At 54.7% G+C, this 26,644-nt stretch carries 23 protein-coding genes; 9 read left to right on the top strand and 14 right to left on the bottom strand.

Going from position 1 to position 26,644, the window contains the following annotated elements; translation table 11 throughout:
* Nucleotides 1–76: 76 nt before the first annotated feature.
* Nucleotides 77–1,015, bottom strand: a complete 939-nt coding sequence (gene mdh, locus OGX80_RS12920) for a malate dehydrogenase (RefSeq protein WP_012135368.1) — start codon at nucleotides 1,013–1,015, stop codon at nucleotides 77–79.
* Nucleotides 1,016–1,451: 436 nt separating this feature from the next.
* Between mdh and argR the strand changes: the two genes are divergently transcribed.
* Together argR and yhcN are read left to right on the top strand one after the other, a co-directional pair.
* Nucleotides 1,452–1,922 carry a transcriptional regulator ArgR gene (gene argR, locus OGX80_RS12915; RefSeq protein ID WP_012135369.1) on the top strand — a complete coding sequence of 157 codons (471 nt, stop codon included), beginning with the start codon at nucleotides 1,452–1,454 and terminating at the stop codon, nucleotides 1,920–1,922.
* Between the two features lie 377 nt (nucleotides 1,923–2,299).
* Nucleotides 2,300–2,563, top strand: coding sequence for a peroxide/acid stress response protein YhcN (gene yhcN, locus OGX80_RS12910; RefSeq protein ID WP_012135371.1), 264 nt, complete (start codon nucleotides 2,300–2,302; stop codon nucleotides 2,561–2,563).
* A gap of 61 nt (nucleotides 2,564–2,624) precedes the next feature.
* On the opposite strand, the gene OGX80_RS12905 is transcribed toward yhcN, so the two are convergent.
* The 5 genes from OGX80_RS12905 to aaeX all read right to left on the bottom strand — a co-directional run bounded on the left by OGX80_RS12905 (nucleotide 2,625) and on the right by aaeX (nucleotide 7,585).
* Nucleotides 2,625–2,900 (bottom strand): barstar family protein, encoded by a 276-nt coding sequence (locus OGX80_RS12905; RefSeq protein ID WP_047460936.1) that lies wholly within the window; start codon nucleotides 2,898–2,900, stop codon nucleotides 2,625–2,627.
* A gap of 29 nt (nucleotides 2,901–2,929) precedes the next feature.
* Nucleotides 2,930–4,378, bottom strand: coding sequence for an NAD-dependent succinate-semialdehyde dehydrogenase (locus OGX80_RS12900; RefSeq protein WP_233644189.1), 1,449 nt, complete (start codon nucleotides 4,376–4,378; stop codon nucleotides 2,930–2,932).
* A 90-nt stretch (nucleotides 4,379–4,468) separates the two neighbouring features.
* Nucleotides 4,469–6,436: a p-hydroxybenzoic acid efflux pump subunit AaeB gene (aaeB, locus tag OGX80_RS12895; RefSeq protein WP_012135374.1), complete on the bottom strand. Its 1,968-nt coding sequence runs from the start codon at nucleotides 6,434–6,436 to the stop codon at nucleotides 4,469–4,471.
* A 5-nt stretch (nucleotides 6,437–6,441) separates the two neighbouring features.
* Complete coding sequence (gene aaeA, locus OGX80_RS12890; protein ID WP_115181063.1) at nucleotides 6,442–7,374, bottom strand: p-hydroxybenzoic acid efflux pump subunit AaeA; 933 nt, start codon at nucleotides 7,372–7,374, stop codon at nucleotides 6,442–6,444.
* 7 nt (nucleotides 7,375–7,381) lie between these two features.
* The gene (aaeX, locus tag OGX80_RS12885; RefSeq protein ID WP_000051840.1) at nucleotides 7,382–7,585 is read right to left on the bottom strand and encodes a p-hydroxybenzoic acid efflux pump operon protein AaeX; all 204 of its coding nucleotides are present in this window, start codon (nucleotides 7,583–7,585) and stop codon (nucleotides 7,382–7,384) included.
* A gap of 183 nt (nucleotides 7,586–7,768) precedes the next feature.
* Between aaeX and aaeR the strand changes: the two genes are divergently transcribed.
* Nucleotides 7,769–8,698, top strand: coding sequence for an HTH-type transcriptional activator AaeR (gene aaeR / locus OGX80_RS12880; protein WP_049010571.1), 930 nt, complete (start codon nucleotides 7,769–7,771; stop codon nucleotides 8,696–8,698).
* Between the two features lie 102 nt (nucleotides 8,699–8,800).
* Here the strand turns inward: aaeR and tldD are convergent, their stop codons facing one another.
* From tldD to csrD, 8 genes are all read right to left on the bottom strand, one after another.
* Nucleotides 8,801–10,246 (bottom strand): metalloprotease TldD, encoded by a 1,446-nt coding sequence (tldD, locus tag OGX80_RS12875; protein ID WP_047460926.1) that lies wholly within the window; start codon nucleotides 10,244–10,246, stop codon nucleotides 8,801–8,803.
* A gap of 185 nt (nucleotides 10,247–10,431) precedes the next feature.
* Nucleotides 10,432–14,232 (bottom strand): AsmA2 domain-containing protein YhdP, encoded by a 3,801-nt coding sequence (gene yhdP, locus OGX80_RS12870; protein WP_115181062.1) that lies wholly within the window; start codon nucleotides 14,230–14,232, stop codon nucleotides 10,432–10,434.
* 67 nt (nucleotides 14,233–14,299) lie between these two features.
* Complete coding sequence (gene rng, locus OGX80_RS12865) at nucleotides 14,300–15,769, bottom strand: ribonuclease G (protein WP_012135381.1); 1,470 nt, start codon at nucleotides 15,767–15,769, stop codon at nucleotides 14,300–14,302.
* Entirely contained in the window at nucleotides 15,759–16,352 is a 594-nt protein-coding gene (locus OGX80_RS12860) for a Maf family protein (protein ID WP_115181061.1), read from the bottom strand. Before OGX80_RS12860 ends, rng begins: the two co-directional genes overlap by 11 nt.
* Before the next feature lie 8 nt (nucleotides 16,353–16,360).
* Nucleotides 16,361–16,849 carry a rod shape-determining protein MreD gene (gene mreD, locus OGX80_RS12855; protein WP_012135383.1) on the bottom strand — a complete coding sequence of 163 codons (489 nt, stop codon included), beginning with the start codon at nucleotides 16,847–16,849 and terminating at the stop codon, nucleotides 16,361–16,363.
* A complete protein-coding gene (gene mreC / locus OGX80_RS12850) occupies nucleotides 16,849–17,868 on the bottom strand; it encodes a rod shape-determining protein MreC (RefSeq protein WP_012135384.1) in 1,020 nt (339 codons plus the stop codon). Before mreC ends, mreD begins: the two co-directional genes overlap by 1 nt.
* A gap of 64 nt (nucleotides 17,869–17,932) precedes the next feature.
* Complete coding sequence (gene mreB / locus OGX80_RS12845; protein WP_000913396.1) at nucleotides 17,933–18,976, bottom strand: rod shape-determining protein MreB; 1,044 nt, start codon at nucleotides 18,974–18,976, stop codon at nucleotides 17,933–17,935.
* A gap of 307 nt (nucleotides 18,977–19,283) precedes the next feature.
* On the bottom strand, nucleotides 19,284–21,224 hold the full coding sequence (csrD, locus tag OGX80_RS12840; protein ID WP_047460917.1) for an RNase E specificity factor CsrD: 1,941 nt from the start codon (nucleotides 21,222–21,224) through the stop codon (nucleotides 19,284–19,286).
* Between the two features lie 203 nt (nucleotides 21,225–21,427).
* Between csrD and acuI the strand changes: the two genes are divergently transcribed.
* From acuI to accC, 6 genes are all read left to right on the top strand, one after another.
* The gene (gene acuI, locus OGX80_RS12835) at nucleotides 21,428–22,402 is read left to right on the top strand and encodes an acrylyl-CoA reductase (NADPH) (protein ID WP_115181060.1); all 975 of its coding nucleotides are present in this window, start codon (nucleotides 21,428–21,430) and stop codon (nucleotides 22,400–22,402) included.
* Between the two features lie 77 nt (nucleotides 22,403–22,479).
* On the top strand, nucleotides 22,480–23,481 hold the full coding sequence (gene msrP / locus OGX80_RS12830) for a protein-methionine-sulfoxide reductase catalytic subunit MsrP (protein ID WP_024130995.1): 1,002 nt from the start codon (nucleotides 22,480–22,482) through the stop codon (nucleotides 23,479–23,481).
* Complete coding sequence (gene msrQ, locus OGX80_RS12825) at nucleotides 23,482–24,102, top strand: protein-methionine-sulfoxide reductase heme-binding subunit MsrQ (RefSeq protein ID WP_058668165.1); 621 nt, start codon at nucleotides 23,482–23,484, stop codon at nucleotides 24,100–24,102.
* A 235-nt stretch (nucleotides 24,103–24,337) separates the two neighbouring features.
* Complete coding sequence (gene aroQ / locus OGX80_RS12820; RefSeq protein ID WP_012135390.1) at nucleotides 24,338–24,790, top strand: type II 3-dehydroquinate dehydratase; 453 nt, start codon at nucleotides 24,338–24,340, stop codon at nucleotides 24,788–24,790.
* A gap of 22 nt (nucleotides 24,791–24,812) precedes the next feature.
* Nucleotides 24,813–25,283 carry an acetyl-CoA carboxylase biotin carboxyl carrier protein gene (gene accB, locus OGX80_RS12815; protein WP_012135391.1) on the top strand — a complete coding sequence of 157 codons (471 nt, stop codon included), beginning with the start codon at nucleotides 24,813–24,815 and terminating at the stop codon, nucleotides 25,281–25,283.
* Nucleotides 25,284–25,293: 10 nt separating this feature from the next.
* The gene (accC, locus tag OGX80_RS12810; protein ID WP_012135392.1) at nucleotides 25,294–26,643 is read left to right on the top strand and encodes an acetyl-CoA carboxylase biotin carboxylase subunit; all 1,350 of its coding nucleotides are present in this window, start codon (nucleotides 25,294–25,296) and stop codon (nucleotides 26,641–26,643) included.
* Nucleotide 26,644 lies beyond the last annotated feature (1 nt).

Raw genomic sequence — 26,644 nt, 5'->3', positions numbered from 1 at the left:
TTTACACCGCCATCCGGCATTATCGCCAGGCCTGACGGCGACGCAAACGCGTCTTATCTGGCCTGCACAAAAGCGCTTACTTGTTAACGAACTCTTCGCCCAGGGCGATATCTTTTTTCAGCGTATCCAGCATACCTTCCAGCGCATTCTGTTCAAACGCGCTCAGTTTGCCGATAGACTTGCGCTCTTCCACGCCGTTTTTACCCAGCAGCAGCGGCTGAGAGAAGAAGCGCGCATACTGGCCGTCACCTTCAACGTAGGCACATTCCACCACGTCCTTCTCGCCTTGCAGCGCACGCACCAGAGAAAGACCAAAGCGCGCAGCAGCCTGACCCATAGACAGGGTTGCCGATCCGCCGCCAGCCTTCGCTTCAACCACTTCCGTACCCGCATTCTGGATACGTTTGGTCAGGTCAGCCACTTCCTGCTCGGTGAAGCTGACGCCCGGGATCTGCGACAGCAGCGGCAGAATGGTCACGCCAGAGTGACCGCCGATAACCGGAACTTCAACGTCGGTCGGCAGTTTGCCTTTCAGTTCCGCAACAAAGGTGTTGGAGCGGATGATGTCCAGCGTGGTCACGCCAAACAGTTTGTTCTTGTCGTAAACGCCGGCTTTTTTCAGTACTTCAGCAGCGATAGCGACGGTAGTGTTCACCGGGTTGGTGATAATGCCCACACAGGCTTTCGGACAGGTCGTTGCGATCTGTTGTACCAGGTTCTTCACGATACCTGCGTTGACGTTAAACAGGTCGGAACGATCCATACCCGGTTTACGCGCCACGCCAGCCGAGATCAGTACGACGTCTGCGCCTTCAAGCGCCGGGGTCGCGTCTTCGCCGGAGAAACCTTTGATTTTTACTGCTGTAGGGATATGGCTCAAGTCAACGGCCACACCTGGGGTCACTGGAGCGATGTCGTACAGGGAGAGTTCTGAACCTGAAGGCAGTTGGGTTTTTAACAGTAGTGCAAGCGCCTGGCCGATACCGCCGGCAGCGCCGAGGACTGCGACTTTCATCCTAAACTCCTTATTATATTGATAAGCTAAGTGTTTGTTGCTCCGCGGCGGCGACCATAATTCACAAATCCAATGAATACAACCACCACGCGTCAAGAATGCGTAGTCACGCAAATTTGGCTTTTATGCATTTAACTTACGTAATAGAAAAGCTAATTTACGTAATTCAAAAGCGCCTGAACCACAGAACAACTTTCCAACAGGTGCTGACAATATACTCTACTGCCCCTCCAAAACAACATCAATTTGATAACATTTAATTTACTTTTAAGCTTATTTGCGCGCCGTGACGCAGGCATGTTTCTTGATAACGGAATTTGATAGAATTCCGCTCTTTCATAACATTATTTCAGCCTCCGGTGAGGCAGACTGTTTGCATAAAAATTCATCTGTATGCATAATAATGTTGTTTCCATCCTCATATTACGGGTGACTTATGCGAAGCTCGGCTAAACAAGAAGAATTAGTCAAGGCGTTCAAAGCGCTACTCAAAGAAGAAAAATTCAGTTCACAGGGCGAAATCGTCCTCGCGTTACAGGATCAGGGCTTTGATAACATCAACCAGTCCAAGGTCTCGCGCATGCTGACCAAGTTCGGCGCGGTGCGTACCCGCAACGCAAAAATGGAGATGGTCTACTGTCTCCCGGCTGAGCTAGGCGTGCCAACCACCTCCAGCCCTTTAAAGAATCTGGTGTTAGATATCGACTACAACGACGCTGTTGTGGTGATCCATACCAGTCCGGGCGCCGCACAGCTGATCGCGCGTCTGCTGGACTCGCTGGGGAAAGCGGAAGGCATCCTCGGGACCATTGCCGGTGACGACACCATTTTCACCACCCCCGCGAATGGCTTTACGGTGAAAGATCTGTACGAAGCCATTCTGGAACTGTTCGAACAAGAGCTGTAATCCCTTCTCCCCGTCGTTAAGCGCGACGGGGAAAAAACCTGCCGCCACCTCTTCCGCCGTCATTTTTCACTGCCTGTCACTTAACAAATAGTGCGTTTAACCGTCAAAAATCATTTACATGGTGAATGTGCAATGGAAAAAACGCACAAATTGCAAAATTTCATATCCTTATGATTTTATTGCATTTAATCTTAATCACACGCTTTTTAACACGTTTTTAATTCCATACGGTTATAAAAAAACAAATCATTAACACACAATAACCCATGAAACCATTAGCGTGGTATTAATTAATCGCGTGATTAGTGTATACTTGATTTTGTGATGAGGGTCACGAAACACAGACCCTAATAAAAGAATTCGACGAGGTAAAAATCATGAAAATCAAAACTACTGTTGCAGCATTAAGCGTTCTGTCCGTTCTCTCTTTTGGCGCATTCGCAGCCGAATCCATCAACGCAGAACAAGCGCAAGGCCGTCAGGCTATCGGCTCTGTTTCCGTAAGCGCTATCGGTTCTTCCCCGATGGATATGCATGAAATGCTGAACAAAAAAGCAGAAGCAAACGGCGCATCCGCCTATCAGATTACTGAAGCACGTAGCGGCGACAACTGGCACGCTACGGCAGAACTTTACAAATAAACCCTCGTCGTCTAGTCCGACGACTTGCCCCCGACTGCCGGGGGCTTTTTTATGTTTGTCGTCACGAATGGCGAACATTAAACCGCAACTGTCCTTCCAGTTCCTCTTCTGCTTCATCAAACAGCAAAATCAGCGCGCCGTAGCGCCTGCGCAGTTTTTCCGGCAGATGAACAAACTCAATCTCCAGCGGCAATGGCAGCACCTCGCTCATGAGAGTATCCCATAGAGAATCAAGATCGCCGACTTTCTCTCTGGCAAGGCCAAACATCCGCGTAAACTCGCGGTAAAAATCGTTCTGGTCTTCTATTTCATCAAAATCAAAGGTATAGATGTTCATAGCCAGCCACCATCCCCGACGCAGTCACATTACAGGCCGCCGATGTGCAGGGTCTTCACTTCCAGAAACTCTTCAAGCCCCAGCACCGATCCTTCACGCCCCAGACCCGACTCTTTCACCCCGCCAAATGGCCCCAACTCGGTTGATACGGCGCATTCATTAATCCCAATCATGCCGCTTTCAATCGCCTGGGAAACACGGAATACGCGTTGTAAATTTTGCGTGTAGAAGTAAGCCGCCAGGCCAAACGGCGTATTGTTGGCGCGCTGAATGACCTCTTCTTCACTGGTAAAACGAAAGCAGGCCGCGACCGGCCCGAAGGTCTCTTCACTGGCCAGTTTCATCCCATCGCTACAGTCGCCCAGTACAGTGGGCTGCCAGAAATTCCCGCCTAACGAATGCGCTTTAGCGCCTGCCAGCACCTTCGCTCCTTTTGCGATAGCGTCCTCAACGTGCTCACGCACTTTATCGACAGCCGCCGGTTCAATCAGCGGGCCGACGATCACGCCCTCCTCCAGACCATTTCCGACCTTCAGTTTTTGTACGGCATCCGCCAGCTTGCGGGTAAATTCGTCATAGACCGACTCATGGATATAGAAACGGTTAACGCTGACGCACACCTGCCCCGCGTTGCGGAATTTATTGGCGATCGCCCCCTGTACCGCAGCGTCAATATCCGCATCGTCAAACACGATATACGGCGCATTGCCCCCCAGTTCCATCGAGACTTTCTTCATCGTGTCAGCCGCGTTACGCACCAGCGTTTTCCCAACGGCGGTCGATCCGGTAAAGGAGATTTTGCGCACCTCGTGGCTGGCCATAATGGCGTCGCTGATCTCTGGGGTATTGCCCGCGACGGCGTTCAGCACGCCGTCAGGTACGCCAGCTTTCTTCGCCAGCGTCAGCAAGGCGAATGCGCTAAGCGGCGTGTTATTCGCCGGTTTAATGACCCCCGTACAGCCTGCCGCCAGCGCCGGGCCTAATTTACGGGTCAACATTGCCATCGGGAAGTTCCACGGCGTAATCGCCGCCACGACGCCAATCGGTTCACGGGTGGCAAAGATCCGCGATCCGGCTTTGATCGGCGGGATTATTTCGCCATTTGCCCGCTTCGCCTGTTCAGCAAACCACTGGATGAAACTGGCGGCGTACTCCACTTCGCCTTCCGCCTCTTTCAACGGCTTCCCCTGCTCAGTGGTCATCAGACGGCCCAGCCAGGATTTATGCTCAATGATCAGTTCATACCAGCGATACAGAATGGCCGAGCGCTCTTTTGCCGTTTTGGCCCGCCAGGCAGGAAAGGCTTTTGCCGCCGCCGCAATCGCCTCTTCGGTCTCTTTTTTACCGGCTTTAGCAACCGCGGCTATCGTTTCACCGGTTGCCGGATTAAGAACATCAAAGGTGTTATCCAGCGTTTTCCAAAGTCCATCAACCAGATATCCCGTCTGAAAAAGTTCGTTGTCCTGGAGCGTTTGCATGGTTCTTTCTCCTCCTGATGTCATGTTTTTCGCACGTCAGATAAGTATAGCCACAAAAAAACCGACGCTTTTGGCGTCGGCTCCTGAGTGTTAGTTATCCGTCAAGGCGTGCTGATATTTGTGCAACATGCCGGATAGTCGTTTTACCGGCTCCGTCACCCGTGGCGGCGCTTCCCAGACTCGCAATTTTTCCTGATAGACATCAAGCTCATCCAGCAGTTGTCCAAAGTAGCGCCGACGCTTATCGTCATTTCCGGCTGAAATCACATGATCGGCCGTACGCCGTAGCTGGCGGTGAAAAGCAGATAAATCATGATTGACCGGGATGGGCGCATCACGCAGACGTTGGTGCGCAATGATCATCGTCAGCGCCAGACGAAACTTCGGCAGGTCGCCCGGGAATTTGTTCATTAACAAGAACAACTGCTGATACAGCGCCGGAAGGTGGTTCTCTTTACGGCGCACAACGTTGGTGGTCATTGCAGACACCGCTGCGGAAACGAACTGGTTAAGCAGCACACGTCCGGTTCTGTCGCGTGAATTATCACGAACTAACAGAATGACGATAAACGCCATCATGCACCCCACAATCTGCCCGAGCGCGCTGTCAAGGAACTGGCTGAAGTGGAAGGTCATTGGGTTGTCCAGCACGATGATGTTAATGGTACTGGCCAGCGCCCCCATTGAACCCAGCCGCCGTTTCTGGACTTCGATCCCGAGGAAGAATCCCAGCACCGCCAGGCTCAGACACAGCAGCAACATGCTTTGCTGCGTATTCGGGATGATCACTAAAAAATAGAGCAGGCCCAACGGCAGCGCCGCCAGCGTCCCGTAAATAAAGTCGATTGCGACCATGCGCGGGTTGGGTAAGCGCATCGCCAGCGACGTGACGACCGCAATCATCACCATCGCGCCGCTTCCCGACGTCCAGCCCGTCCACAGCCAGAATAAGGTGCCCAGCACACAGGACAGTGTGGTGCGCCAGAAGTTAACCATCGCGTGATGGCGCTCGGCAGATTCCACCTTCACGACGGGCTCGCCCTGCAACACTTCCTCTTCCGTCACGCTGATTTTGGCGTTGCCAATCACGCCGCGCTTTAGCAGCAGATAGCGCGTCGCCGCACCGGCCCAGGTGTAAAGGGTTACGGGCGTTTCACGTTCGCCTGTCCAGGCGATGATGCGACGCATCCGCTTAAGCTGTTTATGTACGTCCTGCGCGGTTTCGACGGGCGTTTCGAACAGCTCGCGGAAAGTGTCGGTGATCAACTCCGGGTGAGTGTTCTGAATCAGGTATGTTTCACAGGACTGGGTGATCAGCGTCAACGAGAGCGTATTCAGCGCTTTCAGGCGGCGGTTGGCGCGCCCCCAGCGCGATGACTCCATATTGAGATTGCTGCGCATGCCTTCCAGCGCCGCCGTCCGCCGCACCAGATCGCCCCAGGCTTTGTCCACTTCCTCACTGTCGCCGTGCTTAATACACAGCTGCATCAGCTGGTATTGCGCCACCAGCAGACCGTCGACTTCACGATCCACTTCCTGTTTCACTGAACGCGGCGAAAAGAGCAGATCCGCCATAATGGCGCAGACGATACCAATCACGATCTCGCTGCAACGTTCAACCGCGAACTGCGGCGTCAGTAGTGGCTCCGCCTGAATAGTAATGACGATGATCAGCGCCGTATACCCGGACAGCCCCCATGCATAGGAGTTTTCAACCCGCACCAGCGAGGAGATCCAGGTACAAAATCCCGCCCAGATACAGCACACCAGAATCATTAATAACGGCGCGCGAATCATGGTGATGATAATGGTCAGCGCGGCGATACAGCCAATAAATGTCCCGATGATACGCAGCATCCCGCGATAGCGAATCGCGCCGGAATAGGGTTCCCCGCCGGCGGCGAATGCCGGGCCTGCGGCGACAATCGCGGCGGTCAGCACCGCCCAGCGCGGCGTCTCAAGCTGAAAGTGAAAGCCAACAAACAGCGCCAGGACGATGGCGCATGCCAGTTTTACCGCAAAGCGGATATGCTGGTTGGCAATGGAGAAGATACCCATGGTGATTAACCAAACTCGCGCAGACGGTGCGCCATTTTACGGAAGAAGGAGTCCTGTGTTTCATCACGATCCTGCTTGCCGGTAATCACAACGGTTGCGGTTGTCCCGGCAGGCCACAGGTTGTCCTGCTGATTGTCCAGACGGATACGTACCGGAACACGCTGCGCCAGACGTACCCACTCCAGATTGGAGTCGATGGTCGCCATCCCTTTGGCGTCACGCGTGCTGCTGGCGTTAGTGACCCCGGCCGCCACGCTGTCAACGGTGCCTTTCAACACCTTGTTACTGCCAAGCGGCGTTATCTCTGCGCGATAGCCTGGACGGACGCCTTCCAGTTTGGTCTCTTCCATATAGGCCAGCACGTAGAAAGAGTGCTGTTTCACCAACGCAACCGCCGTTGAGCCACGGGTAATAAACTCGCCGGTGTAGACATTCAGGTTGGTGACCCAACCGTCAGCAGGGGCGCGAATCACGGTACGTTCGAGGTCTAATTTTGCCAGATCGCGCGTCGCCTGCGCTTTGGCAAGCTGATGTAATACGGTTTGCAGAACGTTATTGGCCTGATCGATCTCTTCACGCGACATCGCCTGGACGCCAAGGCGGTTACGGCGGCCAGCCTCCTGGCGTTTTTCCTGTGCCAGCACCTGGTAGTAGGCAACATCAGCTTCCGCTTCTTCGAGGGCTTTTTTATAGCGCGGCTGATCGATGGTGAACAGTATCTGGTCTTTCTTCACCAGCTGGTTATCATGCACACTCACGTTGGTGATAAGACCCGCGACGTCTGGCGCAATGGCAACCACGTCGGCGCTGAAGCGCGCGTCACGCGTCCACGGCGACTCGGTGTAATAGACCCAGGCACGGAAAATTGCGATGAAGGCCAGAATGACCAGTACGAGCGTGATGGCCGTACGAGAGAGTTTTCTTGTTAGTGTTTTCACTTCTACCTCAAACGAACAAGCGCGATATTAAATAGAACAGGCAGCAATACAGCGCGGTATTAAACAGAGCCGGATGCCAGACGAAGTCATAAATGCCGGTTGGAACCAGCATCCGGCGCACCAGCCAGAAAATCGCCAGTGACAAAAGCAATTCGAAAAATATCGGTGGGAAGGAGAGACCAAACACCACGATAACGGGAAACAGACTCATGTTGACCTTGATTTATAAAGAGAGTGCAGGCGATACAGTTTTCAGCCAATGCCACCGCAGGGAAGGGCGTGGAAAGCCAGGCGAGAGCGGCATAGCGGTTATTTGAATAATAATATATTAACGTAACTGTTATGCTGTTATCTATAATATGTGATCTAAATCACTTTTAAGCCAGAGTGAATAATGGAAAGATTAAAACGCATGTCGGTGTTCGCCAAAGTCGTTGAATTTGGCTCCTTTACCGCCGCTGCCAGACAGCTACAAATGAGCGTTTCCTCTATCAGCCAGACCGTGGCAAAACTGGAAGATGAGCTACAGGTTAAGCTGCTAAACCGCAGTACGCGCAGCATTGGGCTGACCGAGGCCGGTAAAATTTATTATCAGGGTTGCCGTCGGATGCTGCACGAAGTGCAGGATGTCCATGAGCAGCTTTATGCCTTCAACAACACGCCTATCGGCACCCTGCGAATTGGTTGTTCTTCAACCATGGCACAAAATGTCCTCGCCGGGTTAACGGCCAAAATGCTGAAAGAGTACCCTGGCCTGACGGTTAACCTGGTGACCGGCATCCCGGCGCCGGACCTGATCGCCGATGGTCTGGACGTGGTGATTCGCGTCGGTGCGTTGCAGGACTCCAGCCTGTTTTCACGCCGTCTGGGGGCAATGCCGATGGTGGTGTGCGCCGCCAAAAGTTATCTCGCGCAATTTGGCGTGCCGGAAAAACCCGCCGACCTCAGCAATCACTCATGGCTGGAATACAGCGTGCGCCCGGATAACGAGTTTGAGTTGATTGCGCCGGAAGGGATCTCCACCCGGCTGATCCCACAAGGACGCTTCGTCACCAACGATCCGATGACGCTCAGCCGCTGGCTGACCGCAGGCGCCGGGATCGCCTACGTTCCGCTGATGTGGGTGATCAATGAGATCAACAGCGGAGAGCTGGAGATCCTGCTGCCCCGCTACCAGTCCGATCCACGCCCGGTTTACGCGCTGTATACCGAAAAAGATAAGTTGCCGCTGAAGGTGCAGGTGGTGATTAACTATCTGACAGACTATTTTGTCGATGTCGCGCAGCTATTTCAGGGAATGTACGGTCGAGGGAAAGAGAAGTGATCAACAGCCCGACTACAGAACAGGCAGGCCGGATAAGGCGTTCACGCCGCATCCGGCAAAATGCCCGATAACGTAACGGCGTATCGGGCCTACAAAACGACTTTACGCGGTGCCGCCCACGGTCAGGTTATCCACTTTTAACGTCGGCTGACCCACGCCTACCGGCAGACTCTGCCCTTCTTTACCGCAGACGCCAACGCCGTTATCCAGTTTCAGATCGTTCCCGACCATAGAGATCTGCTGCATCGCTTCGATACCAGAACCAATCAGCGTCGCCCCTTTCACGGGTTTCGTCACCTTACCGTTTTCGATCAGGTACGCTTCTGAAGTCGAGAACACAAATTTCCCGGAAGTGATATCCACCTGCCCGCCGCCAAAGTTAGGCGCATAGATACCGTATTCCACAGACTCGATAATCTCCTGCGGCGTGGATTTCCCGGCCAGCATATAGGTGTTGGTCATACGCGGCATCGGCAGATGCGCATATGATTCACGACGTCCGTTACCGGTCGGCGCAACGCCCATCAGACGCGCGTTGAGTTTATCCTGCATGTACCCTTTCAGGATGCCGTTTTCAATCAACACATTGTACTGGCCCGGCGTACCTTCATCATCAATGGCGACCGAACCACGGCGATCGGCGATCGTGCCGTCATCAACCACGGTACACAGTTCAGACGCGACCAGTTCACCGATATGGCCGCTGAACACCGACGTACCGCGACGGTTGAAATCCCCTTCCAGTCCGTGGCCTACCGCTTCGTGCAGCAGCACGCCAGGCCAGCCCGCGCCCAGCACAACGGGTAATGTTCCCGCCGGAGCGGCAACCGCCGACAGATTCACCAGCGCCATGCGCACCGCCTCTTTCGCCCAGGCATCGGCGCGTACTTCACCGTCCAAATCGCCTAAGAAAAAGTCATAACCAAAACGACCGCCGCCGCCGCTGGAGCCGCGCTCGCGTTTACCGTCTTCCTCTACCTGCACGCTGACAGACAGACGCACCAGCGGGCGCACATCCGCCGCCAGCGTACCGTCGGTCGCCGCCACCAGAATCAGCTCATACACACCGGTCAGGCTGGCCGTCACTTCCTGTACGCGCTTGTCGGCTTCACGCGCCGCCTTGTCCACGCGACGCAGAATGTCGAGTTTCTCTTCGCGGCTCATGCTCTGTAGCGGGTCAATGGCGGTATAGAGCATCGGGTGCTCTACCGCGCCCAGTGTTTTTACTTTGCCGTCGCCGCTGTCGCGCACGATGGTACGCGCGGCCTGCGCGCTCTGCTCCAGCGCTTGCAGGCTGATCTGATCGGCATAGGCAAACCCTGTTTTTTCACCATTGATAGCGCGCACGCCAACGCCCTGATCGATGTTGTAAGAACCATCTTTGATGATGCGATCTTCTAAAACCCAGGATTCGTGATAGCTCGACTGAAAATAGAGATCGCCGTAATCGAGACGGCGTTCGGCCAGTTGGCCCAGAATGGCAAACAAATCCTGATGGTTCAGGCCGTTCGCCGCTAGCAATTGTTCACTTACCAGGTTCAGACTCATCGTTTTGCTACTCGTTAGTTACTGTTGTAGGCCTGATAAGACGCGCCTGCGTCGCCATCAGGCGCTTCAATGCCGGACTGCGGTAGAAGTTATGTAGGCCGGATAAGCGCAGCGCCATCCGGCTTTTGCAGTTCGTCATTCATTTCTATTTACTGAGATTGGGGCAATTACTCGCCCCCGTCAAATCATTGCTGGCTTTCTTTACGCGGCTGGCGCAGGACTTCGTTAATCTGCGGTTTGTCTACCGGGCCCGTGATGCGATAGCGCAGAATGGAGACTTTGCTCCACAACGGCCCCAACACTTTACTCGCGGCAAATACCGCCGCCCCGACAATCGGGTTCACCGCAAACGCGGCGGCAACCCCTACCGTGGCGGAGATTTCCGGTGCGACGACGGCTTCAATATCGAGTTCCCGACGCACCAGATTGACAGAACCTTTCATGGCGATGTCGGCCTCCAGCCCATCCACCAGCGTATCGTCAGTGTGCATCACACCGTCTTTGATCCACGCCGTACTGCGAATAGAGTCAAAGTAGAAACCGTCGCTGAACGTATCGCTAAAATCAAAACGCAGCTTACGCAGCAATGCGTCAAAGCTCAGCAAACGCAGAAGCTGCCCCGCATGACCGGTGCTCAGCTCGGTAATTTCACCTTTCCCCAGGCGGGTACGTAAAATGCCATTAAGGGAAGCCTCATCCGGCTGCCAGGGCAGGTTACGCCAGTGTAAGTCATAGTCCACGTTAAACGAGGCGTTGCGGATGGGGGTCGAAACGCCAAAGAATCCCGCTGCGGCATCAATTTTACGGCCGCGCAGTTTCCCCTTCAGCGACGTGCGCTCGCTACCCGGCGTGTTCACCCAGACACCCTCAGCCGTCAGCCGGGAGAAGCCCGTATCCAGCAGCCCGTTACTCAGGGTCAGCGTATTTCCCTGAATCGCGACGTCGCCGTCAATACGTCCATATTTTTGCCCCCACAGCCAGCATTCGACGCAGCGTAACTGCACATCAGGCCAGCCACGGAAACTGACTCGCTCAAGGGAGGAGAACGGCGAGGTCGCCTGCGCGCCGTCTGTACGCTTCGCCGCGCTCGGGTTGTAATACAGGTATTTGATGTTCGCCTGCCACGGGGCATTATTGCGTATCGCCAGCGTGGCGTTAACCTCGCGCCCCTGCGCTTCGACCTTCTGACCATTCAGCGACGGCTCAGAGACAATGCTCAGGTTATTCCACTGTTGCCCGCCCAGCGACAGCGAAGGCGTTCGTAGCGTCACGCGCTGCGGCAAACTGGTCTTTGCGCCAACGTTATCCGCCGCGCCTTTCTGGAACAGCGCCAGCCACTCTGCGCCATCCATTGCCGGAAGATTAAGCTCAACGCCTTGTCGGTCAGGCAATGTCGGCGTGGTGCGGCTATCCGTCGTCCAGATCGCCCGATCCAGCGTCAGTTTCTGATTCAGCAGCCAGCGGCTGTTAAAGTGATTATTTTTCCCGGCGCTGCCGGTCAGCGCGAAGCCACGCAAGTTACCGTCGGCCTTAATGCTCACCGGCAAGGATTCCCCGGCCTGCTTGTCGAGCGGTGACGGTAAGTGACTGCTCACATTCTTCAGGTCGCCTTTCAGTTCTACGTTGTATGTCGCACCAGAGTGATAAGGAAGCGCAATGCCCACTTTACCGTTCCACGCCATACCGCCGCTTATAGCATCGTTCACCTGCGCAGGTAGCACGCCCATACGGCCCGGCTGCCAGTTGCCGTTAAGGTTGACGTTGACCTGATAGGCCTTTTCCCCTTCATTGGTGGAGAAATCCACGTTCAACGGCTGATTAAACCAGTTTGCCGTTAACGGTTCGCTCTTAAGATTGCCGTTGTTGAAGCTGAACTTACCGCTCAGGTTCTTCAGCGTACTGTCGAGCGGCTTAATGAACAAACTATTATTACGCAGCAAGACGTCCCCTTTGGCGGTGACCAGCTCGCCATCCAGCGGAATATCAAGATGTAAGCGAGCATTCACATCGCCGTCAATCTGGAGTTGCTCCAGCGTGGCGCCGAGAGAATCCTTCAGCGGCGTGTCGTCAAAATACGGGCCGACCGCTTTACCCGGCCCATTGATATCGGCATCAATCAGCAGCTTTTCTTTGGCATAGTCCGGGATTACTGCGGTCAGATTACTGGCCTTAACACCGCCCAGATTGACGCTATCCGCCTTCATCCACAGGCCATCGTTCAGGAAGTCCAGCTCAATGTTGAGGTCGGTCAGCGCGGGCCAGTCCGGCTGGAAAGCAAACTTCGCGTTACGCAGCGGCACCAGCACTTCAAACTGACCTTCATTATGTTTGTAGGGGAAAAGATGTGGATTGCCGCCATACACCAGCGTGGCATTATCCGCTTCGCCGCCCTGAATCGCGCCGCTAAGGTAATCAACCAGCTCTTTGCCCATCAGGTTTTCCGGGAAATAACGCCAGGCCTGTGAACCGTCATCGGTGCTGATCCCCGCCAGAATCCCCAGCCAGGGCTCCTCTCCGGCGGGTTGCAGGTAACGAAAACCGCCGCGCGCATGTACGGCTTTCGCTTTCACATCGATGTTGCGCCCGTCCAGCTGAAACCCTTTGTCATTCTTCAGCCAGGTGAGCGTCGCCACGCCGTTTTCAATTTCCAGCGGTGCGCGAAAGACGGTTTCATACGGCATTTCGGCCTGCTGCATCGAGGCGGTCAGCGCGCCGTTTTCCACGCTACCGGACAAGGTGCCGGAGAAGTGTTCCGCGCCCGGTAAGAGCTTCCACTGCTTCCAGGCGAGGTTATCCCACGACGCCTGGAAACGCGTTTTCTCCGTCGCCTGTAGCGGGATATCCAGCGCGAGAGTGTCTATTTTTCCGCGTGGCTGTGTGGCCTGCCAGATGTCGCCCAGCGCAGGCGAGAGTTTCGCCGCCACCGGACGCAGCCCGTCCATATCAGCCAGTTCAAGGTTGCTGGCGCGAATACGCAATTCATCGCTGCGTATGTTGTTCTGACCGCCAACTTCTTGTTCCGGCACCCAGGCCAGCGTTAACGCGCCGCGCGGCCAGGGTTTGCTATCCAGCGTGATACGCGTGTCAGGAATATAAAACTGCCAGCCCGGCTGTTCGCGCGTAATGTGCGCGGTCAGGTTATCAACGGAAAGCGTGTGCGAATGATTATCGCCCTGCCAGCTCGCGCCGCCCTGCTTAAGCCAGATATCGCCGCTGGAGACTTCGCCTTTCGTGAGCGTCATCCAGCCTTCCAGGCTAAAGCGCGCGGTTTGCAGCGCCACGTTATCCTGCATCCATTTGCCCAGCCACGGCTTCACGTCAATATCGTCGGCCTGTAGCCAGACCCGACCGTTGTTCAGCAGCCCGTCGTCGTCACGCAGATCCATACGAACCTGCATCACGCCATGCTGCCCGGTCAGGCTGGAGAGACTGACCTGACCTTCCGCGCGGTGCCTGTCTTTGCCGTTCAACCAGGTAAGCTGCGGGATCGCCAGTTCGGCTCGCTGGCCTGATAAGGTCAGAAAGCTAATTTGGCTGTCCCGGAGATCGAAGTGATCAAACTGACGCAGGAAAAGATCGCTAATACGGTTGGTTTCAATGCCTTCGTCGCTGTCACTGCGTTGGATCGGCGTATTGGTGCGGATGTGCAGTTGCCAGAAGGTGAGATCGCGAAACTGCCAGCGCATATGCAACAGGCTTTGCCAGACATCCAGCGCCAGCGTGACGCGCTTTACTGAAAGCTCGCCGCCATCTTTCAAACTGGCATGGATGTCCCGGGCTTCAAGCGTGGGGCCAAAGGTTTGCCAGTTCGCATGCAACTGGCTGGCGGCAACAGGAATACCCGTGGCAGATTCAATTTTGCTGAGGATCGCCGGACGCCAGCTATCCAGATGGGGGAGCGCAAGGCGCAATCCACTGATCAGCAGCGCAACGACGACGACGAGCGCGGCTCCAGTGAGCAGTAATATCCCCGGCAATCGCCTCACGCGTCTCTCCTTGTCTGCCAAAAATGTGACTCACAAACCCGTTATCCGGCCTGGAAACGGCGGTCTTTTACATCATTACGACGTCAAATTGCTCCTGGTTATAGAGCGGTTCAATCTGGACTTTAACTTGCTTGCCGACAAAAATTTCCACCTCTGCCAGCGCGTGCGACTCTTCGCCTTTTAACGTTTCCGCCACCGCCGGAGAAGCATAAACGAGGAAACGATCGGAGTCGTAGGCATGATGCACACGCACGATTTCACGCATAATTTCATAGCAGACGGTTTCCACCGTTTTCACCGTACCGCGTCCATGACACGTTGGACATTCATTGCATAGCACATGTTCCACGCTTTCGCGGGTACGCTTGCGGGTCATCTCTACCAGACCCAGTTGCGAAAAGCCGTTGATGCTGGTTTTCACGCGATCTTTGCTCAGCGCCTGCTCCAGAGAATGCAGTACCCGACGGCGATGATCTTCATTATTCATGTCGATAAAATCGATGATGATGATACCGCCCAGATTGCGCAGACGCAGCTGCCGCGCAATCGCCTGCGTCGCCTCAATATTGGTATTGAAGATCGTGTCATCGAGATTACGGTGCCCGACAAACGCCCCGGTATTGATATCAACGGTGGTCATGGCTTCGGTTTGATCGATAATCAGATAACCGCCGGATTTCAGCTCCACCTTGCGTTCCAGCGCGCGCTGAATCTCATTTTCAACATCAAAGAGATCGAAAATCGGCTGATGACCGCTGTAGTGTTCGAGCTTGCTGGTCATCTCGGGGATATATTCCGCAGTAAATTCCAGCAATGCCTCGTACGTCAGACGCGAATCCACGCGGATTCTGTCCAGCTCAGCATCGGCAAAATCACGCAGTACGCGCTGCGCCAGCGCCAGTTCGCCGTACATCTGATAGCGCGTTTGCGGCCGCTTTTTACGCTCCATGACTTTCGTCCAGACGCGTTTGAGGTAAGCGGCGTCCGACGCCAGATCCTCTTCGCACACCCCTTCCGCCGCCGTACGGATGATAAATCCGCCCTGCTCGTCGCAATACTCCGCCACCACCTTCTTCAGGCGTTCACGTTCGGTTTCGCTTTCAATACGCTGAGAAACGCCAACGTGCGACGCGCCGGGCATAAAGACGAGGTAGCGGGAAGGCAGCGTGATGTCCGTCGTCAGGCGCGCGCCTTTGGTGCCAAGCGGATCTTTTACCACCTGCACCATCAGATCCTGCCCCTGACGCACCAGCTCAGAGATGTCGCGTACGGTGAAGTTCTTTTGCTCTTCACCCGCCACGCATTCGGTATGCGGCATAATGTCTGAAGCATGAAGAAACGCGGCTTTCTCCAGTCCAATATCTACAAAAGCCGCCTGCATACCCGGAAGTACACGGCTTACACGGCCTTTGTAGATATTGCCTACGATGCCTCGTCGCGCTTCACGCTCAATATGAATTTCCTGAAGAATACCGCCATCAATGTACGCCACGCGTGTTTCCGATGGCGTTACGTTTACCAACAATTCAGCCGTCATGTTTATCCCTTTTCTCACGCAGTGCGTTAAAATTGCTCAGCAACTCATACGTTTCAACCAGCGGTAAGCCGACCACGGCGTGATAGCTGCCGTTTATCTTCCTGACAAAACAGCCACCCTGCCCCTGAATACCGTATGCTCCAGCTTTATCCATAGGCTCACCGCTGGCGACATAGCCCGCGATGTCCTCATCACTCAGTGCCCTGAACGTCACCTCCGTCACCACCAGACAATCCAGCACGTACTGGCCGTCCGCCAGCGCGACGGCCGTCATCACCTGATGCGTCTGCCCCGACAGTTTGCGCAGCATATGCGCCGCGTGTTCTGCATCGCGCGGTTTCTCCAGCACTTCACCGTTAAGAATCACGATAGTATCGGCGCCCAGCACCGGCAAGTCGCGCGCCGTTTGCGCCACGCCTGCCTGCGCCTTTTCCCGCGCCAGACGGGAGACATACTGTTGCGCGCTTTCGCCTTCGCCACGCGTTTCTTCAATTCCCGTAACGATACGTGCAAAAGAGACGCCCAGCTGCGCAAGCAGCTCCTGGCGGCGAGGTGAACCGGAAGCAAGATAAACGTCAGTCATAGAAACCTTTACTGCACAGCAAACTGCTGGCGCACTTTGCGCATCAGCAGGAAAAGCCAGGGCCAGAGCACACCGTTTACTACACTACTCCAGAACACTTCCGGTCTGAAAGAGACGTTGATCACTAAAAACTCGGCCCAGAAAACAATAATGTCCACGACCAGTGAGAGCAATATCACCACCAGCGCCTGTTGCCAGAGCGCCAGGTTACGGAATAGCTGGAATTTCAGTGCAACCAGATAAGCAATGATACTCATCGACAAGGCCCGTACGCCAAGCGTGGAGCCGCTGATCAGATCCAGTATGGCACCCATCACAAAACCTGTACCCACATTTACGCGGTGCGGCAGTGCGAGGATCCAGTACAGCAAGATAAGGAGCACCCAGTTTGGCCGGAAAACGATGATGTCATCCGGCCAGGGCATAATTTGCAGCAATAGCGCAATAAGAAACGAGAGCCAGATAACCCAGCGACCCTGGCTACGATAACTTGCCACTATTGCCCCCCCGTTGCGCGCGTAGCCGACGGTTGTTGAGGCGCGGCAGGCGCCGGGCTAATCCCCGTGGCAGGGTCCGGCATTGGCGCTGGCGGCCCCATCGCATCTGGCGAAGGCAGAACCTGCGGCATCATCTGCATCAGTCGTTCGTTAGCGACGCGATGCACATCTTCCGGCGTCATCGGATTAGCGCCGTTGCGATCGGCTCCCCACAGCAGCAGCAGATAACGCAAACGCTGTAAACCCGCAGTCGGACGCGCCTGAATCACGGTGTAAGCACGTTGGGTGTCCAGCTTGACGGACGAAACCACGCCCACCGGATACCCTTCCGGGAAACGGCCGCCCAGACCCGACGTTACCAGCACATCGCCAACGCGAATGTCGGTGTTTGCCGGTAAATGCTCAAGCTGTAAATCGTCCGTGCAGCCGTTACCGGCGGCAATGACGCGGATATCGTTACGCAGCACCTGAATCGGCAACGCATGTGTCGCATCGCAAATAAGCAGAACGCGGCTGGTCAGTTTCGCCACCGCAACGACCTGGCCCACTACGCCTTTGTCGCTGATGACCGGTTGCCCCTCATAGACCCCGTTCACGCTTCCTTTGTCGATCACCACCTGATCGCTGTAAGGATCGTTAACCGTGGAGATGACCTGAGTCACCATTTTTTGTTCGTCCTGACGCAGCGGCGAACCCAGCAGCTCGCGCAAACGCGCGTTCTCCTGTTTGTATTGCCCCAGCATCAGCAATTCGCTGTTTTTCAGCAACAGTTCCTGGCGCAGCGCCCGGTTTTCAAGTTCGAGTTGGTCACGCGAAGCCAGCGTTTGCGACACGCCGTCGAGTAATTCACGGGGACCATTGGAAATAAAGTAGAAAGGGCTGACGGCGGTATCCATGTACGTGCGGATTTGGCTGAACGTCCCCAGGCGGCTGTCGGCTATAATCACGCCGAGCGCCACCAGCACCGCCAGAATAAGGCGAATCTGTAGCGACGGGCCACGGCTAAAAATTGGCTTCATAAGTTTGCGTATTCTCGTATCAGAGTCGGCAGGGTAATCAAACCATCACCCTGCCGGTATCCGATTACTCTTCGCTGAACAGGTCGCCGCCGTGCATATCGATCATTTCCAGCGCCTTGCCGCCGCCGCGCGCCACGCAGGTCAGCGGATCTTCAGCAACAACGACAGGAATGCCGGTTTCTTCCATTAACAGACGATCAAGGTTACGCAGCAGCGCGCCGCCGCCCGTGAGCACCATACCGCGCTCGGAGATATCAGACGCCAGTTCCGGCGGGCACTGTTCCAGCGCAACCATCACCGCGCTCACGATACCGGTCAGCGGCTCCTGCAACGCTTCCAGAATCTCGTTGGAGTTCAGGGTAAAGCCGCGTGGAACGCCTTCCGCCAGGTTACGCCCGCGAACTTCGATTTCACGCACTTCGTCGCCCGGATACGCAGAACCGATTTCGTGTTTGATACGCTCTGCGGTCGCTTCGCCGATCAGAGAACCGTAGTTACGGCGCACATAATTGATGATCGCTTCGTCGAAGCGGTCGCCGCCAATACGCACAGAAGAAGAGTAAACCACGCCGTTCAGAGAGATAACGGCTACTTCCGTCGTACCGCCACCGATATCGACAACCATTGAACCGGTTGCTTCAGACACCGGCAGACCGGCGCCGATTGCCGCAGCCATCGGTTCTTCGATCAGGAACACTTCACGAGCGCCAGCGCCCTGTGCGGATTCACGAATCGCACGACGCTCTACCTGGGTCGCTCCTACCGGTACACACACCAGCACACGAGGGCTTGGACGCATAAAGCTGTTGCTGTGCACTTGTTTGATGAAGTGCTGGAGCATTTTTTCAGTCACGAAGAAGTCAGCGATAACGCCGTCTTTCATCGGGCGAATAGCAGCGATATTGCCCGGCGTACGACCCAGCATCTGCTTCGCATCATGACCTACTGCGGCCACGCTTTTCGGTGAACCGGCACGATCCTGACGAATGGCCACAACGGAAGGCTCATTCAATACGATGCCTTGTCCTTTTACGTAAATGAGGGTATTCGCAGTACCCAGGTCAATGGACAGGTCATTGGAAAACATGCCACGAAATTTTTTCAACATACTAAGGGATAATCCTGAAAGCTGGGGCGGAAAACAAAATCCGCTTACTTTACCAACCACACGCAGCAGCGACAAGGCGCAAAAATCATCTGCTACGGTGAAAATTAGCGCAGTACGTTTCCTTTGTTACAAATCTCTGTCTGGGTCCATCAGAACTGAATACATCAGCAGCAATCCTGGCCTTCATTTGCAACCTGTAAAAGGTCGTTTACCTGCATATTTGCTGCAACAATCTGGCGAGCAGACAAGCACACCCCCATGAGGCACAGCGCGCGTTATTCTACGTGAAAACAAATTAAACGGCAGGTTAAACCGAGTATCTTTGCGAATATTTTTTCACGTTGGTGTCAAGTGGTTGGGAGGAGGCAAAAAAATCCCCCTGTCCGCCCGCCACTCCGCGCCCCGTCAGCGTATGCCACTCGCTACGCGAACGGACGCCTGTCGCGTAAACCTGCGTATGCGTTCCCGTGCAGGCTTCCACCAGGCTCTGTACCAGCAACTGGTTTTCCGTTCGTTTCTCAATGTTTCTTACCAGACTCGGATGAAGTTTCAGTAATTCCACATTAAGTTCTTTAATCCAGCTGGTACTCACCAGCGTCAAACCCGCCTGTGTCACCGCGATCCGAACGCCAAGCGCATTCATTAAACGAATAACAGGCTGTAACCGACTGATGTGTTGACAAACATCTGCCTCGGCAAGTTCAAAAATAATACGTTTTCGCTGCGATTTTTCGCACTGCATCAACGTATCACGCAGCCAGCGCTGAAACCGTGGGCGGATCAACGATTCTACCGTTACCTGCATCGCCAGATTTTCCTCCGGCCAGTATTTCAGCAGCGGGATCAAACGGCTAATTTGCAAGCGGTCATACTCTTCCGATAAACCGAACTGCAATACCATCGGCATGTATTCCGCCGAAATCACCTCTTCGGCGCCGTCAAAGATACGGCACATCAGTTCCCGGTGGTGTACACGTCCTTCACGCATTACCGCCGGTTTCTGATAAATCCGCGGCCCGCCCCGGCTGAGCATCTGCTCAATAAGGGTGCGCCAGCGTACATTGCCACGGCCTTTTTCCGGCAGCGAATCGTCATACACCGCCCAACTGTTCCCTCCCTGCAACACGGCATTTCGGGTCGCGGCTTCGGCATGTTCCATCACCTGCTCCGTTGACTGACCGCTACGCCATGCGCAAATGCCGATATGTACCATATCGTCACGATCGAGCTTTTTATTAACCGGTAATGCATCTACCGCTTTTAATAACTGCCCGGCGATGCTCTCCGCTTCTTTCAATGTGCGGTGCGGCAACAGGACGGCAAAGTCGCTGCGGTGGTAGCGCGCCAGCAGCGAACCCGGGTAGCGCATAATAAATGTCGACAGCAGATTAATCAGCGCAAACAGCTGTTCTTCCGCGAGATCGCGCCCCCAGCTGTCGTGAAGCAGGTTAAAGTCTGGCAGGCGGATCATCATCACCACGCCATGCGATCCCACTTTTTCCTGATCTTCCAGCAGCGTCGCCAGTTGGTTATCAAAAAACAGGCGATTGCCCAGCCCGGTTTTGACATCCTGCGCCGCATAAGAACGGATAAGCGTATCCAAACGGCTGCGCTGTTCGCTGGCAAACTGAATTTCAGACAGCAGCATATCCAACGCGCTACTGGTGCGCGCGGGCCATTCATAGACCGACCCTCGCGCATTCGGCCCGCGTTCGCCGTTCAGAATACGCGTTGCACGAATTTCCAGCAGCTCCTGCCCGGACAGCTGGCGCTGTAGCCAGCGTACCGATAAGAACAAGATGAGAACGATAAAGCCGATCGCCAGCGTGAGCGGCGCGGTGGTCACGAGCGAGTGAAAATAGTTGCCCATCGGGTCCTGAAACACCACATGCAGCGAGGTGCCGGGATGTTTTACCAGCGGAATCGTCAGCTCACGATACAGGTTGTTGCTTCCCGCTGGCCGATAGCTGCTGTTGCGCGAATGGCTATACACCTGGCGGCCATCCTGCAACAAATCGACGCGCACGATATCGACCGATACCATCAGTTCATTAATCTGCGGCGTTAGCGTGACAAAATCAGAGGAGACAAGATGCGTGTCAATAGCGGTGGCGACCGCCTGAATGCGGCTGGTGAATTTATTCTCGATGGCATTGTAAAAACTCAGCGAGCAGCCGATGAGCGTAACGAAAATCGTTAACCCGGTAAGCAGCGTGACAAAGGCTGAGAATTTCGTCGTTAATCGCATCCGTGTGTTAACTCCGACAGTTATAAACGACATGAAAGAGCAACTCTGAACGCGAAGTCCGTTAAATTGCACAGCTAAGCGGGCATACTACCAAATCAGGTCTATCTGGCAATTTATTGCGTTGAATCGGCATCACGTTTTGATTAGCGAGTATAGTCTTCATAAATATTTTTCCAATCCACTATGCAAATTGAGGACAGGTTATGCAGGCTTTGATCTTAGAACAGCAGGACGGTAAAACCCTTGCTTCCGTTCAGACCCTTGAAGAAAGTCGGCTACCGGAAGGGGATGTAACGGTAGATATCCACTGGTCCAGCCTGAACTATAAAGATGCTCTGGCCATCACCGGGAAAGGGAAAATCATCCGTAACTTTCCGATGATTCCTGGCATCGATTTCGCCGGAACCGTACGCGCCAGTGAAGATCCCCGCTTCCATGCCGGTCAGGAGGTTTTACTGACCGGCTGGGGCGTGGGCGAAAACCACTGGGGCGGCCTGGCTGAGCGCGCCCGCGTAAAAGGCGACTGGCTGGTTGCTCTCCCGAAAGGTCTTGATAGCCGAAATGCGATGATTATCGGCACCGCCGGTTTTACCGCCATGCTGTGCGTGATGGCGCTGGAAGACGCGGGCATTCGCCCTGAAGATGGCGAGATTGTCGTGACCGGCGCCAGCGGCGGCGTGGGCAGCACTGCCGTTGCGTTGCTGCATAAGCTGGGCTACCAGGTTGTGGCCGTGTCAGGACGCGAAAACACCCACGACTACCTGCGTAGCCTGGGCGCCAACCGCATTCTGGGGCGCGATGAGTTTGCCGAATCCCGCCCGCTGGAAAAACAACTCTGGGCCGGGGCCATCGACACCGTTGGCGATAAAGTGCTGGCGAAAGTGCTGGCGCAGATGAACTACGGCGGCTGCGTTGCGGCCTGTGGTCTGGCGGGCGGCTTCGCACTCCCCACCACGGTCATGCCGTTTATTCTGCGTAATGTCCGCTTGCAGGGCGTGGATTCCGTGATGACCCCGCCTGCCCGCCGAGCAGAAGCCTGGAAACGCCTGGTCAACGACCTGCCAGCCTCTTTCTATGCGCAGGCTGCAACAGAAATCACGCTGGCAGACGCGCCGAAATTCGCCGATGCCATCATCAATAACCAGGCACAGGGCCGTACGCTGGTGAAGATTGCCTAATCTTCAAATTTTCGTGACATATTCGCGTTAACGTTTCGCCTCCGTCATGCTTAAAAAAACGCATGACGGAGGATGCTATGAAAATGAAAAAACTGACGGAAGCCGACGTAACCGCGGAGTCCGTTTTTATGTTGCAGCGCCGCCAGGTACTGAAAGCTTTAGGTATCAGCGCGGCCGCCCTTTCTCTGCCCGCTACCGCCCAGGCCGACCTGCTGAGCTGGTTTAAAGGCAACGATCGTCCCCCTGCGCCTGCCGGTAAGCCGCTTGATTTCAGCAAACCCGCCGCCTGGCAAAACGACCTCCCGTTAACGCCGGAAAACAAAGTCACCGGTTATAATAATTTCTATGAATTCGGCCTCGATAAAGCAGACCCGGCCGCCAACGCGGGTAGCCTGAAAACCGATCCCTGGACGTTGAAAATTAGCGGCGAAGTAGCGAAACCCTTAACGCTCGATCACGATGCGCTCACGACGCGTTTCCCGCTGGAAGAGCGAATCTATCGTATGCGCTGCGTTGAGGCATGGTCGATGGTGGTTCCCTGGATTGGCTTCCCCTTACATAAACTGCTCGCACTGGTCGAACCCACCAGCAATGCCAACTATGTGGCGTTCGAAACGATCTACGCGCCCGATGATATGCCGGGACAAAAAGATCGCTTTATCGGCGGCGGGCTAAAATACCCTTACGTCGAAGGATTGCGTCTGGACGAGGCAATGCACCCGCTCACGCTGCTGACTGTCGGCGTCTATGGTAAAGCGCTGCCGCCGCAAAACGGCGCCCCCATCCGTCTGACGGTGCCGTGGAAATACGGGTTCAAGGGGATTAAGTCGATCGTCAGTATTAAACTGACCCGCGAACGCCCGCCGACCACCTGGAATCTGGCCGCGCCAAACGAATACGGATTTTACGCCAACGTGAATCCGCACGTTGATCATCCGCGCTGGTCACAGGCGACCGAGCGTTTTATTGGCGCAGGCGGCATTCTGGATGTACAAAGACAGCCGACGCTGCTGTTTAACGGCTATGCCAGTGAAGTGGCGTCTTTATATCGCGGTCTGGATCTGCGGGAGAATTTCTAAGTGCGTCTGACACAAAAACAGATCGTCTGGCTAAAAGTACTGCTGCATCTTGCCGGATTATTACCGTTTCTCTGGCTCGTCTGGGCGGTGAATCAGGGAGGGCTCAGCGCCGATCCGGTCAAAGATATTCAACACTTTACCGGTAGGACAGCGCTGAAATTTTTGCTCGCCACCTTGCTGGTTTCACCGCTGGCGCGCTACGCTAAACAACCATTATTGATCCGCACCCGCCGCTTGTTAGGGTTATGGTGCTTCGCCTGGGCCACGCTGCATTTAACCAGCTATGCGCTACTTGAACTGGGCATAAATAATCTGGCGCTGCTGGGCCAGGAGTTAATCACTCGTCCTTATTTAACGTTGGGCATTATCAGTTGGTTCATTTTATTCGCCCTTACGTTGACCTCCACGCAGGCGGCGCAACGAAAACTGGGGAAACGCTGGCAACGTTTGCATAACTTCGTTTATCTTGTCGCGATTCTGGCTCCCATTCATTATCTGTGGTCGGTAAAAATTTTATCGCCGCAGCCGGTCATTTATGCCCTGCTGGCGCTGGCGCTTTTAGCCTGGCGCTACAAGACATTTCGCCAGTGGTGGCGGTCGTTTGCGGGCAAAATGCTGTAACGCCTCCGTTATGTGCGGTTTGTTGCAAAACCAGGACTCGCCTTGGGTCTTTGCGTGTTAGCAGTTGATAATCTTCCCTGATAAGACCAGTATTTAGCTGCCAATTGCTACGAAATCGTTATAATGTGCGACCTTGGTTTCCCGGACAGGGTTTTTAAGCCGCTGAAAGGGTGACAATCGCGCATCAAAGGTATATTTTGTTTTTTACCGGAGAATCGCAGGAGATAGCTGCACGATGGCCGACAAATTACACATTTTGCTTTTAAACGGTCCGAACCTTAATATGCTCGGCACCCGTGAACCCGATAAGTACGGCACCCTGACATTAACGGAAATTGTTAACCGTTTGAATGCAGAGGCCGACGCGCTGAATGTGACGCTGGATCATTTGCAGTCTAACGCGGAGTACGCACTCATCGACCGTATTCATCAGGCTAAAGACACTGTGGACTATATCCTGATTAATCCGGCCGCGTTTACGCACACCAGTGTTGCGATTCGCGATGCGCTGCTCGCGGTGAGCATCCCGTTTATCGAGATTCACCTGAGCAACGTACATGCGCGGGAACCGTTTCGCCAGCATTCGTATCTTTCCGATATTGCGGCTGGCGTTATTTGCGGATTCGGCGCTGACGGTTACTCATACGCTTTACAGACGGCGGTAAAACGCCTGTCACAATCACACTAAACAAAGAGTACGGAACCCACTCATGGATATTCGTAAGATTAAAAAACTGATCGAGCTGGTTGAAGAATCAGGCATCTCCGAACTGGAAATTTCTGAAGGCGAAGAGTCTGTGCGCATCAGCCGCACCGCGCCAAACGCAGGTTTTCCAGTGATGCAACAAGCTTATGCTGCGCCAATGCAGCAGCCAGCTCTGTCTAACGCTGTCGCTCCGGCGGCTGTTCCAGCAATGGAAGCGCCTGCTGCATCAGCGGAAATCAGTGGTCACATCGTACGTTCCCCAATGGTTGGTACTTTCTACCGCACCCCGAGCCCGGATGCGAAAGCATTCGTCGAAGTCGGTCAGAAAGTTAACGCGGGCGATACCCTGTGCATCGTTGAAGCCATGAAAATGATGAACCAGATCGAAGCCGATAAATCCGGCGTGGTGAAAGCAATTCTGGTCGAAAGTGGTCAGCCGGTAGAATTTGACGAGCCGCTGGTCGTCATCGAATAACGAGGCGAACATGCTGGATAAAATTGTCATCGCCAACCGTGGCGAGATTGCACTGCGTATTCTTCGTGCCTGTAAAGAACTGGGTATCAAGACCGTGGCTGTGCACTCAAGCGCGGATCGCGATTTAAAACACGTATTGCTGGCGGATGAGACGGTCTGTATTGGCCCGGCTCCGTCCGTAAAAAGCTATCTGAACATCCCGGCTATCATCAGCGCCGCTGAAATCACCGGCGCGGTGGCAATCCATCCGGGTTACGGCTTCTTGTCTGAGAACGCCAACTTCGCTGAGCAGGTTGAACGCTCCGGCTTTATCTTCATTGGCCCGAAAGCCGACACCATCCGCCTGATGGGCGATAAAGTGTCCGCAATCAGCGCAATGAAGCAGGCTGGCGTTCCATGCGTACCGGGGTCTGACGGCCCGTTGGGCGACGATATGGATAAAAACCGCGCCATTGCAAAACGCATCGGCTACCCGGTTATTATCAAAGCGTCCGGCGGCGGCGGCGGTCGCGGCATGCGCGTTGTGCGCGGCGATGCCGAACTGGCGCAATCCATTTCCATGACCAAAGCGGAAGCGAAAGCAGCCTTCAGCAATGACATGGTGTACATGGAAAAATACCTGGAAAACCCACGCCACATCGAAATTCAGGTGTTGGCTGACGGCCAGGGTAACGCTATCTATCTGGCTGAACGTGATTGCTCCATGCAGCGTCGTCACCAGAAAGTGGTCGAAGAAGCGCCAGCGCCGGGCATTACCCCGGAACTGCGTCGTTACATCGGCGAGCGTTGCTCCAAAGCGTGTGTCGATATCGGCTATCGCGGAGCAGGTACGTTTGAGTTCCTGTTCGAAAACGGCGAGTTCTATTTCATCGAAATGAACACCCGTATTCAGGTAGAACACCCGGTTACTGAAATGATCACCGGCGTTGACCTGATCAAAGAACAGTTGCGTATCGCTGCAGGCCAGCCGCTGTCCATCAAGCAGGAAGAAGTTGTGGTGAAAGGCCATGCGGTAGAATGCCGTATCAACGCCGAAGACCCGAACACCTTCCTGCCAAGCCCGGGTAAAATCACGCGTTTCCACGCGCCGGGCGGCTTTGGCGTACGCTGGGAGTCCCATATCTACGCGGGTTACACCGTACCGCCGTACTATGACTCCATGATCGGCAAGCTGATCTGCTACGGTGAAAACCGTGACGTGGCGATTGCCCGTATGAAAAACGCATTGCAGGAACTGATCATTGATGGCATCAAAACCAACATTGACCTGCAAACCCGCATCATGAACGACGAGCACTTCCAGCACGGTGGCACCAACATCCACTATCTGGAGAAGAAACTCGGTCTTCAGGAAAAATAAG

This window comes from Citrobacter sp. CK194 (genome assembly GCF_030333395.1).
Lineage (GTDB): Bacteria > Pseudomonadota > Gammaproteobacteria > Enterobacterales > Enterobacteriaceae > Citrobacter_B > Citrobacter_B koseri.
The sequence above is the reverse complement of the archived record's forward strand: the minus strand, read 5'-3'. Positions and strand labels throughout refer to the sequence as shown.

What these genes read in the sequence shown, in the direction of transcription:
- accC (WP_012135392.1), top strand. Translation starts at nt 25,294, where the DNA reads ATGCTGGATAAAATTGTCATCGCCAACCGTGGCGAGATTGCACTGCGT.
- argR (WP_012135369.1), top strand. Translation starts at nt 1,452, where the DNA reads ATGCGAAGCTCGGCTAAACAAGAAGAATTAGTCAAGGCGTTCAAAGCG.
- OGX80_RS12900 (WP_233644189.1), bottom strand. Translation starts at nt 4,378, where the DNA reads ATGCAAACGCTCCAGGACAACGAACTTTTTCAGACGGGATATCTGGTT.
- msrP (WP_024130995.1), top strand. Translation starts at nt 22,480, where the DNA reads ATGAAAATGAAAAAACTGACGGAAGCCGACGTAACCGCGGAGTCCGTT.
- accB (WP_012135391.1), top strand. Translation starts at nt 24,813, where the DNA reads ATGGATATTCGTAAGATTAAAAAACTGATCGAGCTGGTTGAAGAATCA.
- mreB (WP_000913396.1), bottom strand. Translation starts at nt 18,976, where the DNA reads ATGTTGAAAAAATTTCGTGGCATGTTTTCCAATGACCTGTCCATTGAC.
- aaeR (WP_049010571.1), top strand. Translation starts at nt 7,769, where the DNA reads ATGGAAAGATTAAAACGCATGTCGGTGTTCGCCAAAGTCGTTGAATTT.
- mreC (WP_012135384.1), bottom strand. Translation starts at nt 17,868, where the DNA reads ATGAAGCCAATTTTTAGCCGTGGCCCGTCGCTACAGATTCGCCTTATT.
- aaeB (WP_012135374.1), bottom strand. Translation starts at nt 6,436, where the DNA reads ATGGGTATCTTCTCCATTGCCAACCAGCATATCCGCTTTGCGGTAAAA.
- aroQ (WP_012135390.1), top strand. Translation starts at nt 24,338, where the DNA reads ATGGCCGACAAATTACACATTTTGCTTTTAAACGGTCCGAACCTTAAT.
- tldD (WP_047460926.1), bottom strand. Translation starts at nt 10,246, where the DNA reads ATGAGTCTGAACCTGGTAAGTGAACAATTGCTAGCGGCGAACGGCCTG.
- OGX80_RS12905 (WP_047460936.1), bottom strand. Translation starts at nt 2,900, where the DNA reads ATGAACATCTATACCTTTGATTTTGATGAAATAGAAGACCAGAACGAT.
- mdh (WP_012135368.1), bottom strand. Translation starts at nt 1,015, where the DNA reads ATGAAAGTCGCAGTCCTCGGCGCTGCCGGCGGTATCGGCCAGGCGCTT.
- aaeX (WP_000051840.1), bottom strand. Translation starts at nt 7,585, where the DNA reads ATGAGTCTGTTTCCCGTTATCGTGGTGTTTGGTCTCTCCTTCCCACCG.
- rng (WP_012135381.1), bottom strand. Translation starts at nt 15,769, where the DNA reads ATGACGGCTGAATTGTTGGTAAACGTAACGCCATCGGAAACACGCGTG.
- acuI (WP_115181060.1), top strand. Translation starts at nt 21,428, where the DNA reads ATGCAGGCTTTGATCTTAGAACAGCAGGACGGTAAAACCCTTGCTTCC.
- csrD (WP_047460917.1), bottom strand. Translation starts at nt 21,224, where the DNA reads ATGCGATTAACGACGAAATTCTCAGCCTTTGTCACGCTGCTTACCGGG.
- yhcN (WP_012135371.1), top strand. Translation starts at nt 2,300, where the DNA reads ATGAAAATCAAAACTACTGTTGCAGCATTAAGCGTTCTGTCCGTTCTC.
- OGX80_RS12860 (WP_115181061.1), bottom strand. Translation starts at nt 16,352, where the DNA reads ATGACTGACGTTTATCTTGCTTCCGGTTCACCTCGCCGCCAGGAGCTG.